The sequence below is a fragment of the Martelella sp. genome, assembly GCF_984369615.1.
The window spans coordinates 13,921-29,876 of sequence record NZ_CFHTCS010000015.1 but is presented as its reverse complement, the minus strand read 5'-3'; the positions used below and the strand labels follow the sequence as shown (position 1 = coordinate 29,876).

Annotated in this window: 14 protein-coding genes; 7 read left to right on the top strand and 7 right to left on the bottom strand. The window is 63.4% G+C overall.

Annotated elements, in window-relative coordinates; genetic code table 11:
• Positions 1-568, bottom strand: a 568-nt coding sequence (locus AC5DC2_RS02775; RefSeq protein ID WP_491697399.1) for an inositol monophosphatase family protein, incomplete at its 3' end; no start/stop codon positions are given.
• A gap of 95 nt (positions 569-663) precedes the next feature.
• Positions 664-2,019 (bottom strand): TldD/PmbA family protein, encoded by a 1,356-nt coding sequence (locus AC5DC2_RS02770; RefSeq protein WP_491697398.1) that lies wholly within the window; start codon positions 2,017-2,019, stop codon positions 664-666.
• Between the two features lie 103 nt (positions 2,020-2,122).
• On the opposite strand from AC5DC2_RS02770, the gene AC5DC2_RS02765 reads away from it, so the two are divergent.
• Positions 2,123-3,931 carry a monovalent cation:proton antiporter-2 (CPA2) family protein gene (locus AC5DC2_RS02765; RefSeq protein ID WP_024706544.1) on the top strand — a complete coding sequence of 603 codons (1,809 nt, stop codon included), beginning with the start codon at positions 2,123-2,125 and terminating at the stop codon, positions 3,929-3,931.
• 5 nt (positions 3,932-3,936) lie between these two features.
• On the opposite strand, the gene grxB is transcribed toward AC5DC2_RS02765, so the two are convergent.
• From grxB to AC5DC2_RS02745, 4 genes are all read right to left on the bottom strand, one after another.
• Positions 3,937-4,575 (bottom strand): glutaredoxin 2, encoded by a 639-nt coding sequence (grxB, locus tag AC5DC2_RS02760; RefSeq protein ID WP_024706543.1) that lies wholly within the window; start codon positions 4,573-4,575, stop codon positions 3,937-3,939.
• Positions 4,576-4,625: 50 nt separating this feature from the next.
• A complete protein-coding gene (locus AC5DC2_RS02755) occupies positions 4,626-5,279 on the bottom strand; it encodes a ThuA domain-containing protein (RefSeq protein WP_491697397.1) in 654 nt (217 codons plus the stop codon).
• Between the two features lie 28 nt (positions 5,280-5,307).
• Positions 5,308-6,954 (bottom strand): acyltransferase, encoded by a 1,647-nt coding sequence (locus AC5DC2_RS02750; RefSeq protein WP_491697396.1) that lies wholly within the window; start codon positions 6,952-6,954, stop codon positions 5,308-5,310.
• 192 nt (positions 6,955-7,146) lie between these two features.
• Positions 7,147-7,533, bottom strand: a complete 387-nt coding sequence (locus AC5DC2_RS02745; protein WP_491697395.1) for a DoxX family protein — start codon at positions 7,531-7,533, stop codon at positions 7,147-7,149.
• A 265-nt stretch (positions 7,534-7,798) separates the two neighbouring features.
• Here AC5DC2_RS02745 and AC5DC2_RS02740 point away from each other — a divergent pair, with 265 nt between their 5' ends.
• The gene (locus AC5DC2_RS02740) at positions 7,799-10,117 is read left to right on the top strand and encodes an NADP-dependent malic enzyme (protein WP_024708427.1); all 2,319 of its coding nucleotides are present in this window, start codon (positions 7,799-7,801) and stop codon (positions 10,115-10,117) included.
• A 581-nt stretch (positions 10,118-10,698) separates the two neighbouring features.
• Positions 10,699-11,388 carry a helix-turn-helix transcriptional regulator gene (locus AC5DC2_RS02735; RefSeq protein ID WP_491697394.1) on the top strand — a complete coding sequence of 230 codons (690 nt, stop codon included), beginning with the start codon at positions 10,699-10,701 and terminating at the stop codon, positions 11,386-11,388.
• A 19-nt stretch (positions 11,389-11,407) separates the two neighbouring features.
• Here the strand turns inward: AC5DC2_RS02735 and AC5DC2_RS02730 are convergent, their stop codons facing one another.
• Positions 11,408-11,989 (bottom strand): thymidine kinase, encoded by a 582-nt coding sequence (locus AC5DC2_RS02730; protein ID WP_491697393.1) that lies wholly within the window; start codon positions 11,987-11,989, stop codon positions 11,408-11,410.
• Positions 11,990-12,188: 199 nt separating this feature from the next.
• Here AC5DC2_RS02730 and choV point away from each other — a divergent pair, with 199 nt between their 5' ends.
• The 4 genes from choV to aptA all read left to right on the top strand — a co-directional run bounded on the left by choV (position 12,189) and on the right by aptA (position 15,939).
• On the top strand, positions 12,189-13,259 hold the full coding sequence (gene choV / locus AC5DC2_RS02725; RefSeq protein ID WP_491697392.1) for a choline ABC transporter ATP-binding protein: 1,071 nt from the start codon (positions 12,189-12,191) through the stop codon (positions 13,257-13,259).
• On the top strand, positions 13,256-13,972 hold the full coding sequence (locus AC5DC2_RS02720) for a HugZ family pyridoxamine 5'-phosphate oxidase (protein ID WP_491697391.1): 717 nt from the start codon (positions 13,256-13,258) through the stop codon (positions 13,970-13,972). The genes choV and AC5DC2_RS02720 overlap by 4 nt, the downstream gene beginning before the upstream one ends.
• Positions 13,973-14,058: 86 nt before the next feature.
• A complete protein-coding gene (locus tag AC5DC2_RS02715; RefSeq protein WP_491697390.1) occupies positions 14,059-14,379 on the top strand; it encodes an ArsR/SmtB family transcription factor in 321 nt (106 codons plus the stop codon).
• A 237-nt stretch (positions 14,380-14,616) separates the two neighbouring features.
• The gene (gene aptA / locus AC5DC2_RS02710) at positions 14,617-15,939 is read left to right on the top strand and encodes an omega-aminotransferase AptA (protein ID WP_491697389.1); all 1,323 of its coding nucleotides are present in this window, start codon (positions 14,617-14,619) and stop codon (positions 15,937-15,939) included.
• The last annotated feature ends 17 nt before the right edge of the window (positions 15,940-15,956 follow it).

Here is a 15,956-nt window from a genome sequence, read left to right as displayed (position 1 = left end):
CCGCCCGCCGCAACCTTTCCCGAAAACGCGGCTGGAAGCGGTCTGCGAGGCTCGCGGGCAGGCAGAGTTCGAGTTCGTCGTCGTCCGGCCCGCCCCGGCTTTCGGAAGCCCGGATCGCCGCGCCGTTCAGCAGCGCCGGTCCGCCTTCCATCGCCGTGTAGACATCGCCGAGCGCAGGCGCCACGAGAACTCCGGCCACCGGCCGCTTGCGGCTGACCACGGCGACGCTGACCACCCAGTTCGTCTGCCCGCCCAGAAACCCGCGCGTGCCGTCGATCGGATCGACGACGAAGGCACGCTCGGTCTCAAGCCGGCGGAGGTCGTCCCGGCTTTCCTCCGAAAGCCAGCCATAGTCCGGCCGCGCCCTGGTCAGGATTGTCTCGAGGCATGCGTTGGCGGCATAATCGGCGGCGCTGACCGGCGACTGGCCGCCATTCTTCCACCACACTTCCGGGTCCTGGCCGAAATGCGACAGCGCGACGGCGCCCGCCTCCCGTGCCGCTTCTTCAATCAGCGCGAGATCGGACGACCAGTCCTCGGCGGCGGTTTCATGATCAGTCAAACGCATCTGCCTTTCCGGGGCGACCCGGTCGCTCGGCCTCAACGGCCGATTGGGAACGAGAGCAAGATATAGAGCCTTCCGGCGCTTTTGCGAGAGCGCATCTAGCGCCCGGCAAGCGTAAGCCCCTCGACAAGAATGCTGGGCGCGGCAATCGAGTAGAGGCGGTCAAGGTCATTTGCCGGCGTCATGGACAGGAACATGTCCTTCAGATTGCCGGCAATGGTGACCTGCGAGACCGGGTAGGCGATCTCGCCGTTCTCGATCCAGAAGCCGCTGGCGCCGCGCGAATATTCGCCGGTCACCATGTTGACGCCCTGGCCGATCAGTTCGGTCACATAGAGCCCGGTCCCGATCTCCCGCATCAGCTCCTCCGGACTCTTGTCGCCGGGCTCGAGGGAAAGGTTTGTCGGCGACGCGGAAAGGGAATTGCCCGAACGCGTGCCGCGTCCGTTGGTTTGAAATCCCAACTCGCGTCCGAGCGCGGTGGAGAGGAACCACTGCTGCAGCACGCCGTCCTCGACCATCGCCAGCCTCCGGCTTTTCACGCCCTCGCCATCGAAGGGCTGCGAGCCCGCGCCACGCAGGATCGACGGATCATCAATCACATTCACGCCGGCCTTCAGGACCTGCTTGCCAAGACGATCGCGCAGGAAACTGGTCTTGCGGGCAACGGCAGAGCCTGAGATCGCGCCGGCCAGGTGGCCGAGAAGGCTGCGCGCCTGCCTCGCCTCGAACAGCACGGCCGCGCCCTTCCGCGTTTCAAGCTGGCGCGGGGAAAGGCGTGCGACCGCGCGCTCCCCGGCTTGCCGGCCGATCTCCTCTGCCGGGCGCAGATCGCCGTCGTGGGAGCGAGCGTCGCTGTCATGGTCGCGCTGCATGCTCGCGCCCTCGCCGGCGACGACCGAGACCGACGTGGATGAATAGGAACGGCGATAGCCGCCGGCAAAACCGTGCGAGGTCACCAGCGCGAATGAAACCGCCCCGCGCGCCGCTCCGGCGCCCGAGCTTCTTGTAACGCCGTCGACCGAAAGCGCTGCCTCTTCTGCAGCAAGCGCGCGCGCCGCAAGCGTTTCGGTCAAAACGTCCACCGGATCGTAAAGATCGAGATCCGGCACATCACGCGCCAGCAGGTCGGGATCGGCGAGGCTTGCGAAAGGGTCTTCCGGCGAAACCCGGGCCATGGCCAGCGCCCTGTCCACAAGGGTCTCGACATCGTCATCGGTATTGGTCGAGACGCTTGCGACCTTCGCGCCGGAAAAAACGCGCAGCGAAAAGCCTCGGTTTTCGGAGGCCTGCGCGTTCTCGCGCTTGCCCTCGCGCACCGATATGCTGTTGGAAGCCCCTTCGGAGACGACCACGTCGGCGGCGTCGGCGCCTTTCTGTTTCGCAAGCGCGAGAATCCGCGCCGCGCGGTCGATCAGTTGACCGGACTCTTTGTGGGATAGTTTCGATGACATGGGCATTGGCCTTTCCTTGGGCTTCCATTTATTGTTCACTTCCCATCGCATCAAGTATCGTGCGCCCCGACCGTTCTTTTTCTTTGCACTCAGGGACCAGCATATGGCGACGTCGCAGAGCCTCTTCACCGAAACCGTCTGGATGCTGGGGGCGGCCGCGATTGCGGCGCCGATCTTCAAGCGGCTGGGGCTCGGCACGGTTCTCGGCTACCTTGCCGGCGGCGTCATCATCGGCCCGGTTCTGCAGCGCATCTCGAATGGCGAGGAGGTTCTCCACGTCGCCGAACTCGGCATCGTCTTCCTGCTGTTCATGATCGGGCTGGAGCTGAAGCCGGCGCGGCTGTGGACCATGCGCAAGGACATTTTCGGCCTCGGTCTTGCCCAGGTCGCGGTCACCGGCGCCATTCTGGTCCCGCTCGCCTATCTCGGCGGCGTCGGCAACTGGAGCGCCGCCGTGATCGCCGGCTCCGGCCTTGCCCTGTCATCCACGGCCTTCGCCATGCAGATCCTCGACGACAATGGCGACGTCAACACCCGCTATGGCCAGCGCTCCTTCTCCATGCTGCTGTTCCAGGATATCGCCATCGTGCCGCTTCTGGCGCTTGTCAGCATCCTCGGCGGCGGCGTGGAGGAGGCGACAACCGCCGACATGCTGACGAGTGCCGCCCTTGCGCTTCTCGTGGTCGCGCTGATGGTGGCCGCCGGCCGCTATGTGCTGACGCCCGTGTTCCAGATCATCGCCGCCACCGGCGCGCGCGAGGTGATGATCGTAGCGGCGTTGTTCCTCGTCATCGGCTCGGCCATGGCCATGCAGATGGTGGGGCTCTCCATGGCGATGGGCGCCTTCCTCGCCGGGGTGATGCTCGCCGAATCATCCTACCGCCATGAGCTGGAGGCCGATATCGAGCCATTCCGGGGCGTGTTTCTGTCGATCTTCTTCATCGCCGTCGGGCTCTCTCTCGAGCTCCAGGTGGTCTATGACAACCTCCTGCTCATCGTCATCGCCGTGCCGGTGCTCCTTGCCGTCAAGGCCGCGGTGATCTACGGGCTCTGTCGCGTTTCGGGCTCGGGCCACGACGAGGCGATCCGCATTGCCGCGCTTCTGCCCCAGGGCGGCGAATTCGGCTTCGTCATGTTCTCGACGGCGGCGGCGGCGGGCGTCCTGTCCAACGCCACCGCCTCGGTGCTGATTGCGGTGGTGACGCTTTCCATGGTCGCGACGCCGCTTTGCGTGCGCCTGGCCGAACGGATCACGACCCGGCAGGAGGGCCACGAGGAGCTGGAGGAGGATTTCGACGGCGCCGACGCCGATGTGCTGATGGTCGGTTTCTCCCGCTTCGGCCAGATCGCGGCGCAGATCCTGCTGGCAAGCGGACGCGACGTCACCATCATCGACTATTCGGCCGAACGTATCCGTCAGGCATCGGCCTTCGGCTTCCACATCTATTTCGGCGACGGCACCCGCAAGGAGGTGCTGGTCGCCGCCGGCATCGAAAAGGCCAAGATTGTTGCCGTCTGCACCCAGAAGCGCGAAATCACCGACCGGGTGATCGACGTGGTGCAGGAGAATTTCCCGCGCGCCCACATCTATGCCCGCTCCTACGACCGGGGCCATACGCTGGCGCTGCGCCAGCGCGGCGTTGAGTATGAACTGCGCGAGACGCTCGAATCCGGCCTCGTCTTCGGCAAGGAAACGCTGATCGCGCTCGGCACCAGCGAGGACGAGGCGACCGCGATCACCGACGACATTCGCCGCCGCGACGCCAAGCGGCTGGAAATCCAGGCCGTCGAGGGCATCATGGCCGGCTCCGACATGCTCCACACCCAACCCGTCAGCCCCGAACCGCTGATGCGGCCGAAGCGCAACCGGATCGACCCGACCGTCAAGGTCACCGGCAAGGACATGGCCTGACGGCCTCAGGCCGCCTTGCGCAGTTCGCTCACCAGCGGCACGCCGGAACGTTCGGCCATACGGGTACGGTAGGCTTCGACCGGCTCCGGCAGGGTAAGATCCGGCACGATCGACAGCGAACGCAGCGTCGGAAACAGCATGATGTCATCGATCGTCGCGGCTTCCGCGTCCGGCAGGAAGGAGGCAAGAGCCCCAAGCCCCTTCTGGATTTCGGCCTTGTGGGTTTCGGTTTCGGCCAGAAGTCCGTCGAATGCGCCGAACGTGGCTTCTTTCTTTTCTGTGAAATAGGCCCGGGCCGAAGCGGTCCGGAACTCGGGAAAGACAGGATCCGGCGTGCGCGGGATCACCAGCGCGTTGACGGTGCCGCCCCAGGTCTTCAGCCAGTCGCTGATCTCCCGGCGCGGCGTGCCGCCAAACAGGCGCTCGCCCGAAAGACCGTCGACCTTGTGAACGATATCAAGGCTTTCGCCCATATGGCCGTCCTTGTCCTCGAGGATCGGCGCCATTTTCTTGCCGATCATCCGGATCGGCGTCTCCTCGTCGTCATTCGCCATGAAGGCAAGCTCGAACGGGATATTCTTCAACCCGAAGGGCATCCGGGCTCTCACGCAAAACGGGCAATGGTCATAAACATAAAGCTTCATCAGTATTTCCTTCCTGTTTGAGAGGCCTCCCTTGACGAAGGCGCTGCAAGTCAGAGCGGCCGGGCGGCCCACAGCAGTCCACGGGTCAATATGGCGCGCACATTTGGGATTTCGAGCTCGTCGGCCGTGTGGCCGAGCGAGGAATAAAACACCCTGCCCTTGCCATGCGTCGTGGTGAAGACCACCGGCATAACCACATTCTTGCGCCACGGATGATACGCTCCGGAAAAGGTGGTGGTCGCCAGCACCTCCACAGCCGGATCGTAATTCAGGTAATACTGCTCGGATGTATGCTCGAAGCTCTCGATGCCATCCATGATCGGATGGTCGGGACGGGCCACTTCGACCCGATAGGTGATGATGTCGCCGGGATGGGCGACCCAGTAGCAGCTTGCGGCATAGCGGAACGGCACGCTGGCGCGAAAGCTCGTGGCAAGGCCCATGTGATAGCCGGCAAGCCCGGTCCCCGCCCGAACGGCTGCGATCAGCTTCGCCATCTTGTCCGGTGCGAGTGCGCCGTCGGTGATGACCGGCACGACAAGGGCGTTGGCCCCGACATCCTCGGCGCCGAGCGCGTCATAGTCATCGGTGACATCGACCGTAAAGTCATGGGCCTCAAGAACATCGCGGACCGTCTCCGCGCCCTCTTTCGGCGTATGCATCGCCATGCCGCCATAAACCACAAGCGCCTTTCGCCGTGTCATGGCCGTCTCCTTCCGTTCGATAGGCGCGCTAAAGCCCGAGGCCGACGGCCGCCGTGCGATGGACGCCCTTCGGCACATAGGACAGCGCATGCTCGCTCTTCAGCAGCTTCGCCGCCAGATGAATGACCGAGAGCCACATCTCCGTGCCCTGAAGGCCCGCCTCCTGCCCGTCTGCAAAGGCAAAACCCGCGCCCGCCTGCCAGCGCTCCGGCGCGCGGGCGATGACCGCGCGGGCGACTGCCTCGGCCTCGGCGCGGCGATGATCCGTCTGGGCAAGGCACAACAGAAGCGGGTGGATCGTGTCGAGCAGATTGCAGGCGGTATAGGACGAACCCGAAAAACCGTCATGATTGCGGTAATTGGCGAGCACGGAGTTGATCGCGGCTTCGGGGTGCGGAACCGGCAGGCCGAATTGCACGTAGGTTCCCCGCGTCAGCCTGTAGAAGCCGTTCACCGGCTGCAACAGGCCTTCCGCCGCCGTCGGCGCGCCCCAGAGCCCGGTCGCCCGGTCGACATGGAGCGCGAGCCAGCCGAACAGCGTTTCGCGGGCCCGACCGGTCGAAAAATAGCGCGCGTTGAAATATAGCGCCGTGCCGATCGCGTCCACGGCAGCGCCCGCCCCCCAGGCATTTCCCCGCCAGGGCAGGTTTTCCAGCCAGGCGCAGAGGTCCGGCGCATCAAGCTCGACGGCGGAAATCCTGTGGTCCGGCCGGCTGCCGAGCACTTCCAGCGCATAACCGACCGAGAGCACATTATAGAGCGCAATCCCGTCCTCGCGTAAGGGAAGATCCGGTTTCGGCGGCTGGCCGGGATCGGGAAAAAGGCCGGGATCGGGATCCTGCACCGCTTTCAGACTGGAAATCGCGGCATCGATATCCAGACCCTCCGGCCTTTCATCAAGCCCGGCGGCGATCTCGATCGCATCACACAGGTGGCGCATGCTCGGGCGCGCCGCGCCGTCGGCCCCGCGCGAGACGTAGACGCCGTCCTGCAGGTTTGCGGACAGGATTGCGCGCCATTCCGTTCCGATCCTGTCGCTTATGCGCCGGAGCGCGCCATCGACATCGCCGCCCGCTTTCGGGCGCTTCTCGCCGCGCCGGCGAATCGGCTTTGCGGGCACGCCGCCGGCGATCATATAGGGCGGGATATCCCGGGTGACCGTGGCGCCGGCGGCGATCACCGCGCCGCGCCCGATGCGCACGCCGTCAAGCACCACCACATTCGCGCCGATCCAGACATCGTCCTCGATGATGATGCCCCGGCTTTCATGCGGCTGGCGCGAGATCGGAATATCGGGATCCTCATAGCCGTGGTTGAAGCCCATGATCTGCGCATGCGAGGCGATACGCACATGATCGCCACAGCTTACCTTTCCGGCAAGGCAGGCATAGGCATTGACCGTGCAATCGGCGCCGATCGCGATATCGCCGCGCACTACGGCATAACCGGCAATGTAGGATTCCGCGCCGAGATAAAGCCTATCGGTAAAAACCGCGGCCTTTTCGGCAACATAGGCCGTTTCGTCGATCACCGCCCCCGCACGCCGTGCCAGGGCCGCGCAGCGGGCCCGGTGGGCGGGGGCGTCGATATCCTCCGGCCGGCGTTCCCAGGTCAGGAACTGCAGCCGCGCCTCATGCAGGCGGGCATCGTTTTCGTTCTCAGGATCAGTGTTCATCCCGCCGCTCCGATCATCTTCAGGGCTTTCGACCGGGCCTGTCATGCGAGGCCGGCGCAGTGTCTTGAATCCATAACGCGCGACAGGCCGTTGCGATACCCCGCGCTGACATTGGAAAGGCGGACCGCCCCGCAAGAGGGGGCGGTTGACGATCATCGCGCCGCAATAAAGCCGGCCCGCAGGACGAGACGGTCAGCGTTTCCTCTTGCCGTCGAGACTGAAGGCTCCGGGACCGGCAAAAACCAAATACAGGAAGACAAAGCAGAACAGGATCGCCGCATCGCCGCCGTTGAGCGCCGGGAAGAAACTGTTGGGCGCATGGAACATGAAATAGGCAACCGCCATCATGCCCGAAAGCACGAAGGCCGAAATGCGCGTGTAGAGCCCGACAATGATCAGGGCGCCGCCGACGATCTCCAGGATGCCGCCGAACCAGAGCAGCGAGAACATCGGCGGATGCATGTCGGACACGGGAAAATGCAGGATCTTCTGGGTGCCGTGTTCAAGAAAGAGCAGGCCCGCAACGACCCTGAGCAGGGCCAGGAAGTAAGGCGCCATCGGCTGCAGCATTTTATTCATCTGTGACTCCATACGGTCTTTGGAAACAATCGGCGTCTTCGTGAGGCCGCCCTGTCCTGCGCCAGAATACCTGAAAATGCGCTGAGTGAAACATCTGTCCTGGTAAACAGACAGTCGCCGGAAAGCGCTGGCCCGCAGTGCTTGAGGCCGGAGTCGAAACCGTGGGCCGTGCGACGGCGGTGGATTGAGTTTCGCCATTTCCGCCCATATAGTCGCCCGGCATTGAGGAGACCGGGCACCGGCGCCGGACAAGGAGACCAGGACGATGAGCGAACCCAAAGAAACCAAGGGCGCCGGAGAAGACCTGCAGCAGCAGGCGCTTTTCTACCACCGCTATCCGCGGGCCGGCAAACTCGAGATTCAGGCGATCAAGCCGCTCGGCAACCAGCGCGACCTGGCGCTTGCCTATTCTCCCGGCGTCGGCGCGCCCTGCATCGCAATCCACGACAATCCGTCGGATGCGGCGAAATATACCTCGCGCAGCAACCTCGTCGCCGTCATCTCCAACGGCACGGCCGTCCTCGGACTTGGCAATATCGGCCCGCTCGCCTCCAAGCCGGTGATGGAAGGCAAGGCTGTGCTGTTCAAGAAATTCGCCGGCGTCGACGTTTTCGACATCGAGATCGACGCGCCGACCATCGATGAGATGGTCTCGACGATCTCAGCGCTCGAGCCGACCTTCGGCGGCGTCAACCTCGAGGACATCAAGGCGCCGGAATGTTTCGAGGTCGAGCGCATCCTGCGCGAGAAGATGCAGATCCCGGTCTTTCACGACGACCAGCACGGCACCGCCATCATCGTCGCCGCCGCGATCCTGAACGGGCTTGAGCTTGCCGGCAAGTCGATCGAGAACGTCAAGATCGTGGCCTCGGGCGCGGGCGCTGCGGCCCTCGCCTGCCTCAACCTTCTCGTCTCGCTCGGGGCAAAACGGGAGAACATCTGGGTCTTCGATATCGATGGCCTCGTCTATCCGGGCCGCACCACCAATATGGATCGGTGGAAGGCGGTTTATGCCCAGGAAAGCGACGCCCACGCACTGGCCGACCACATCGAGGGCGCCGACGTCTTCCTCGGCCTGTCGGTCGCAGGCGCGCTGAAGCCGGCGCTTCTGAAGCAGATGGCCGACAAGCCGATGATCATGGCACTGGCCAATCCCGTGCCGGAGATCATGCCGGATCTCGCGCGCGCCGAACGCGAGGACGCGATGATCTGCACCGGCCGGTCGGATTTTCCCAACCAGGTCAACAACGTCCTCTGCTTCCCCTACATCTTCCGCGGCGCGCTCGATTGCGGCGCGCGCACCATCAACGAGGAAATGAAGATGGCCGCCGTCCGGGCGATTGCCGGGCTCGCCAAGGAAGAGGTGTGGGAAGTGCCGCACTCTTCCACCGGCGAACCGCTGATCTTCGGGCCCGACTATCTGATCCCCTCCCCCTTCGATCCGCGCCTCATCCTGCGCATCGCGCCGGCCGTGGCGAAGGCTGCGGCCGAAAGCGGCGTCGCCGAACGGCCGATCGAGGACTACGAGGCCTATTACGATCACCTGAACCGCTTCGCCTTCCGCTCCGGCCTCGTCATGAAGCCGGTCTTCGCCGCCGCCAAGGCGGCCCAGCCGAAGCGGGTGATCTTCTCCGACGGCGAGGACGAGCGGGTGATGCGGGCAGCGCAGGTGCTGATCGAGGAAGGCATTTCCAGGCCGATTCTGATCGGACGACCGAACGTGCTCGAGACCCGCATGAAACGCTACGGCCTCAGGATGCGACCGCAGGAGGATTACGACATCATCAACCCGGAAAGCGATTCGCGGTTTCGGGAATATGTCGAGGAATATCTCGGCTTCGTTGCTCGCAAGGGCGTGACGCCGGATCGCGCGCGCACCATCGTGCGCACCAATACCACGGTGATCGGCGCGCTCGCCGTCAAGCGCGGCGATGCGGATGCGCTTCTGTGCGGCGTGGAAGGCCGTTTCGACCGGCATCTGCGCGATATCGGCAATATCATCGGCAAGCACGAGAATGTGCGCGATTTCTCCAGCCTGGGCCTGCTGATCTCCAACCGCGGCGCGACCTTCTTCGCCGACACCCACGTGACCTACTGCCCGACGCCCGAGGAGATCGCCGAAACCACGATCCAGTCGGCGCGCGCCGTCTCGCGTTTCGGCATGGTTGCCAAGGCAGCGCTCGTTTCCCATTCGAACTTCGGGTCACGCGATTCGGAAAGCGCCGCGCGAATGCGCGAGGCGCTCGCAATCATCCGCGAACGGATGCCGGACCTGGAAGTCGACGGCGAGATGCACGGCGACACCGCCATTTCCGATGCGCTGCGCAAGCGCGTCATGCCCAACAGCACGCTCGCCGGCGAGGCCAACCTCCTGGTCTTCCCCTCGCTCGATGCCGCGCATATCACCATGACTGTGGTTCAGGGCATGCTCGACGCCCTGCATGTGGGGCCGATCCTGCTCGGCAGCGCGCTTCCCGCTCACATCCTGTCGCCATCGGTCACCTCGCGCGGCATCGTCAACATGGCGACGCTTGCCGTGGTCGAAGCGGACCTGGCGCAGGAAGAGCATCGCCACGCGGGCTAGAGCGCCGTGCGTCCATTCGGACGCACAAAGGACGCTCTAACCTATTTTATCTACGCATCTTGCTTTCAGGACGCCGTCCGTTCTTAGGCATGCTCCCGCTTGTTGAGCACTCCCAATCTGCTTTCCGAAGACCGGTTCCGGTCTTCGGGCCGATGCGCCGGTTGAATGGCGCATTCGTTTTTCCCCGCCCCGGACGCGCCGGCAGGAGGTGCCGGCGCCGCCGAAACGCGCGCGCGCCTGAAATCGCGGTCTCGAGACGGGCTGCCCCTCCGTTCATGATTTGCACGGCTTTGCGCCGTCCACGCCCCTCCCGGACAGACCGGCGAATGCAGCACTCGATCTGGCGCGAAACTTACCCGTAAAAAGAGCATCTTTTATTTTAGCGCAACTCGACATTACCGACGGTACATGTATATTGCCAGAAAAGGTTGCATGGCCGGTTGAGCGATCCGGCCACAACCGGGCTTGCCGGCAGATGCGCGGCAAGCGGCGATCCTCATTGCTGCACTATGGAAAACAATAACAAAGCCAAGCGAGGCGAGGGCATGCGGCCTCCGGAAGAAGTCAAGATAGTTCAATTTATGCGCGATATCGACCTTGCCGCAGAGATCGAGATTCTTGCAAGACCGCTCGCCTCGATTGCATCACATTTCGGCCTGATCCATTTCACGCTGATGGATGTGCCGAAACCGCGGGCGGCAATCGCGCCTGCTCTCGTGCACTGCACCACGCTGCCTCGTCCTTTCATCGAATCCCACGATCATGTCGGCCTCCTGCGCTCCATGCCCTTCGTGCCAGCCCACAGGCGCGCGGGCGCGCCGCTGCAATGGTCTCTTGACGATATCCTCAAATGCGATGACCTGAGCCGGACCGATTTTGCCCAGCGGATGCGAGCCCTGGGGATCAATATGGGGGTGGTGTTCACGTTCGCGGCCGACCCGGGCCGGCAGACGGCGCTGTTGTTTTTCGGCAATCGCGAGCCGCTCGGCAGCAAGGAGGAACTTGCCCTCACCCGCATCGCCCGGCGCGCCCTCAGGCGCCACGGCGAACTGCGCGATCCCCCCGGCCACCCCATGGGCAGCCTGTCGGCGCGCGAAACGGAGGTGATCCGCTGGACGGCAGAGGGCAAGACATCGCACGAAATCGGCGGCATCCTCGGGCTATCGGACCACACGGTCAACGCCTATCTGGCCAACGCCATCCGCAAGATGGATTGCGTCAACCGGGCGCAGCTCGTGGCCAAGGCGATCCGCCTCAATATCATCGACTGAGGCATTGCGCGCCCGGCGATTATCTCAACCCCGTCTTTTCCTTCCAGTGCTTGCGGCAATAGGAAACGTAGCGCTCATTGCCCCCCACTTCGATCTGCGGGCCGGCAAGCGCCACATTGCCCTCTCCGTCAAGCCGGACCACCATGGTGGCCTTGCGGCCGCAATGGCAGATCGTCCGCACTTCGCGGATTTCGTCTGCCAAAACGAACAACTCCCGCGAGGCCGGGAACAGCTCGCCGCGAAAATCGGACCTGAGGCCATAGGCCATCACCGGAAGGCCGAGTTCGTCCACAATCCGCGCAAGCTGCCAGACATGACCGGCGGTGGCGAAATGCGACTCATCGACAAACAGGCAATCGATGGCCTTCTCGCCGTTCAGCCGCCCGGCCAGTTCGAAGAGATCGGTCTCGGGCCCGAATGTCACGGCATCGGCCTTGAGCCCGATGCGGGACGAGACGACGCCCCTGCCGGCCCGATCATCGAATTCCGCCAGCAGGATCACGGCATGCATGCCCCGCTCGCGGTAATTATAGGCCGCCTGCAGAAGCAGCGTCGATTTTCCCGCGTTCATCGTCGCGTAGTAATAGTGAAGCTTGGCCATTCCACCGATCCTTCCGGCTTTCTTTTGCCGAAAACGACGGGCGCCGATAAAGCGCAAAATGCCGCAAGTCACAGAAAAGACGCCGGGTCGGCCTTCGGCGACGGCAGTCAGCGCCCTTGTCGCGGCGGCCGGTTTGTGGAAAAGATCGCGCGGGCGCCCGCCGCCCGGCTCTCCGTCATCCGTCTCGAAAGCCCTTTCGATGAACAAGGCCCTCGAACTGCGAAATATCGATATCGTGTTCGGCAAGCGCCCCAGGCGCGCCCTGCCGTTGATCGACGCCGGCCTTTCTCGCGATGACATTCTGAAGAAGACGGGAAACCTCGTTGGCGTCAGCGATGCCTCGCTTGCGGTCGGCGAGGGCGAGATCGTCGTGCTGATGGGTCTTTCGGGTTCCGGAAAATCGACGCTGCTGCGCGCCGTCAATGGCCTGGCGCCGGTAACCCGCGGCACCGTGGAGGTTCAGACCGAGAACGGGCCGATCAACCCCTACGCCGATGGCGGCCGCGCGCTGCGGGCGCTCAGGAACCGTTCGGTTGCCATGGTTTTCCAGCAGTTCGCCCTGTTGCCATGGCGCAGCGTTGCCGAAAACGTCGCGTTCGGAATTGAACTTGCAGGCACCCCCAAGAAGGAGAGACGCGATCGGGTCGAGGAACAGCTGGCGCTTGTCGGGCTCACGGATTGGGCCGATCAGCCGGTTCATGCCCTGTCCGGCGGGATGCAGCAAAGGGTGGGGCTCGCGCGCGCGCTTGCCACCGGCGCTCCGGTGTTGTTGATGGACGAGCCGTTCTCCGCGCTTGATCCGCTGATCCGCGCCCATCTTCAGGATGAGTTGCTGTCGCTTCAGGATCGATTGAAGAAGACCATCCTGTTCGTCAGCCATGACCTCGACGAAGCCATCAAGCTCGGCAACCGGATCGCGATCATGCAGGCCGGCAGGATCGTCCAGACCGGCACGCCGCGCGAGATCGTCAGCAGGCCGGCGAGCGGCTATGTCGCCGATTTCGTCGCCCATGCCAACCGCTTTGCCTTTCTGACGGCTGAAGACATCATGCAGCCCGTGACCGACCGGGCACGGCTCGATGTCCGCATATCGGCGACGGTGAAGCCCGGCACGTCGGCGGCAGCGCTCCTGCGCGCGCTTTCCGAGCGTCCGGGCACGATCGGCGTCGTCGATCGCGGACGGATTGCCGGAACGATCACCGAGCAGGACATGATGATGCACCTTGCCGCCGCCCGCCCGACCGAAACCGGACAGGAGGAAACCCGATGAACAGAAATATCCTGCGCGAAACCGACGGGGCCGCAAGGGCGCTGGCCCGCCGGCTTGTCCGGGAAGCCCCTTACGCCGCGCTTGCCGTCAACGAAGAGGAAACCGGCTTCCCGTTCGCAAGCCGCGTTCTGCTGGCAACCGATATTGACGGCGCACCGGCGATCCTGGTCTCCGGGCTTTCCGTCCACACCCGCGCGATCGAGGCGGACGATCGCGTTTCAATCCTGACCGGAGAGCCGGCCAAGGGCGATCCGCTGGCCCATCCGCGCCTGACCACGCGCTGCCATGCCCGCCTTGTTGACCGCGAAAGCGTGCACCACGCCTGGTTGCGCCGGCGCTTTCTCAGCCGACACCCGAAAGCAAAAACTTACATTGACTTCCCCGATTTCAACCTGTTCCGCCTGGAGCCGGTTTCGGCCAATCTCAACGGCGGTTTCGGCAAGGCATTCGCGCTGGAAGGGGCGGACCTTGTGCGGCCCGGCGCATTGATGACCTATCGGTGGTTCGATTTCTCCTACGCTGCAAAGCATGCGGAAAGCATGTTCCTCCAAGTCGAAAACAAAGAATATGCCTTTATAGACATCGACCCGGAAGGTATATATTTTAGAGAAAGACGAATTATAGCGCGGCATGATTTTGAAAAAGTCTCGACTAATCATGATGAATTGCTTGAATTTGTCCACGAATTCGCCTGTAAAATACCCAAAATTTAAGATTACTTTTTTATAAAAGCTTGTGTAAGTTTCTCTTGTTATACATGACTTGTGTAGCGCCGATGTCCAGCAAAGGAATCATCACCGTGAGAACAACCACACAAACGGACAAAACCGCTGTTGCAGCCTGTCTTCTTGCAGCCATGGCCAACCCGAAACGCCTCCAGATTCTCTGCGTTCTGATCGAGAATGAAATGCCCGTCGGCGCGCTTGCCAACAGGGTAGGGTTGAGTCAGTCGGCGCTCTCGCAACACCTCTCGAAGTTGCGGGCGCAGAACCTGGTTGAAACCCGTCGCGAGGCGCAGACGATCTATTACAGCACCCACGCGGAGCCGGTGAAGAAACTGCTCGAAACGCTCGATGACATTTATGACCGCTCGGGCTGGCGCGACACGCTTGCGAGTTGACCTCGCAGGCTGAGCCCGTGCGGACCGCCGCTTCCGGTGCTGACAATCGGGGCGGTCTGGCAATCGGCGAACCCCCGCCGGGGTACAGAAAGGACCAAGGCGCGAGCCGCCGCCATTTGCGCTCCTCGCGCATGCCTTCCAGCTTGACGGCGCTCCATCCGCTGATAACGTGCTCCACCGTATAATTCAAAAAAGCACTGCCCGGCAAACGGGTCGCTTTCTTCTGTGGAGCAGCTTATGTCCGACCGCGTCGCCCCCAACAACCTCGAAGCCTTCTGGATGCCGTTCACCGCAAACCGGCAGTTCAAGAAGGCGCCGCGCATGTTCGCCTCGGCCAAGGACATGTATTACAAGACGGTCGACGGCCGCACCGTGCTCGACGGCACCGCGGGGCTGTGGTGCGTCAATGCCGGTCATTGCCGACCGAAGATCACCGAGGCGATCCGCGCCCAGGCCGGCGAGCTCGACTATGCGCCCGCTTTTCAGCTTGGCCACCCGAAGGCCTTCGAACTCGCCAACCGTCTGGTGGACCTCGCGCCTCAGGGCATGGGCCACGTCTTCTACACCAATTCCGGCTCCGAATCCGTCGATACCGCGCTGAAGATCGCGCTGGCCTACCACCGGGTGAAGGGCCAGGGCGAGCGTTTCCGTCTGATCGGCCGCGAACGCGCCTATCACGGCATCAATTTCGGCGGCACATCCGTCGGCGGCATCGTCTCGAACCGCAAGATGTTCGGCACGCTTTTGACAGGCGTCGACCACATTCCCCATACGCACCTTCCGGAGAAGAACGCCTTCACCAGGGGCCAGCCCGAACACGGCGCCGACCTTGCCGACACTCTGGAGCGGATCGTCGCGCTGCATGACCCCTCGACGGTCGCCGCCGTCATTGTCGAGCCCGTGGCCGGCTCCACCGGCGTGCTCATTCCGCCGAAGGGCTATCTCCAGCGGCTGCGCGAAATCTGCGACAGGCACGGCATCCTGTTGATCTTCGACGAGGTTATCACCGGTTTCGGGCGCATCGGCGCCCCTTTCGCGGCCGAGTATTTCGGCGTGACGCCGGATATCATGACCACCGCCAAGGGACTGACCAACGGCGTCATCCCCATGGGCGCGGTCTTCGTCAAGGACGAGATTCACGATGCCTTCATGAACGGCCCGGAGCACATGATCGAGTTCATGCACGGCTACACCTATTCCGGCAACCCGATCGCGTCGGCGGCCGGCCTTGCCACGCTCGAGACCTACCAGGAGGAGGGATTGCTGACCCGGGCCAAGGAGCTTTCGCCCTATTGGGAAGAGCAGCTTCACAGCCTGAGGGACTGCCCGCATGTCATCGACATCCGCAATCTTGGCCTGATCGGCGCAATCGAGCTGGAGCCGATCGCCGGCGAGCCGACCAAGCGCGCCTTCTCGGCCTTCCTCAAGGCCTATGAGGACGGGCTTCTGATCCGCACCACCGGTGACATCATCGCGCTGTCGCCGCCGCTGATCATCTCGAAGTCCGAAATCGACGAGTTGTTCGACAAGCTGCGCACGGTTCTGATGAACAATATCTGAGACACCGGCGCCCGGCG

Coding starts and splice junctions, on each gene's coding strand:
- AC5DC2_RS02720 (WP_491697391.1), top strand. CDS start 13,256: ATGAACAGAAATATCCTGCGCGAAACCGACGGGGCCGCAAGGGCGCTG.
- choV (WP_491697392.1), top strand. CDS start 12,189: ATGAACAAGGCCCTCGAACTGCGAAATATCGATATCGTGTTCGGCAAG.
- AC5DC2_RS02750 (WP_491697396.1), bottom strand. CDS start 6,954: ATGAACACTGATCCTGAGAACGAAAACGATGCCCGCCTGCATGAGGCG.
- aptA (WP_491697389.1), top strand. CDS start 14,617: ATGTCCGACCGCGTCGCCCCCAACAACCTCGAAGCCTTCTGGATGCCG.
- AC5DC2_RS02745 (WP_491697395.1), bottom strand. CDS start 7,533: ATGAATAAAATGCTGCAGCCGATGGCGCCTTACTTCCTGGCCCTGCTC.
- AC5DC2_RS02765 (WP_024706544.1), top strand. CDS start 2,123: ATGGCGACGTCGCAGAGCCTCTTCACCGAAACCGTCTGGATGCTGGGG.
- AC5DC2_RS02740 (WP_024708427.1), top strand. CDS start 7,799: ATGAGCGAACCCAAAGAAACCAAGGGCGCCGGAGAAGACCTGCAGCAG.
- grxB (WP_024706543.1), bottom strand. CDS start 4,575: ATGAAGCTTTATGTTTATGACCATTGCCCGTTTTGCGTGAGAGCCCGG.
- AC5DC2_RS02770 (WP_491697398.1), bottom strand. CDS start 2,019: ATGTCATCGAAACTATCCCACAAAGAGTCCGGTCAACTGATCGACCGC.
- AC5DC2_RS02735 (WP_491697394.1), top strand. CDS start 10,699: ATGCGCGATATCGACCTTGCCGCAGAGATCGAGATTCTTGCAAGACCG.
- AC5DC2_RS02730 (WP_491697393.1), bottom strand. CDS start 11,989: ATGGCCAAGCTTCACTATTACTACGCGACGATGAACGCGGGAAAATCG.
- AC5DC2_RS02755 (WP_491697397.1), bottom strand. CDS start 5,279: ATGACACGGCGAAAGGCGCTTGTGGTTTATGGCGGCATGGCGATGCAT.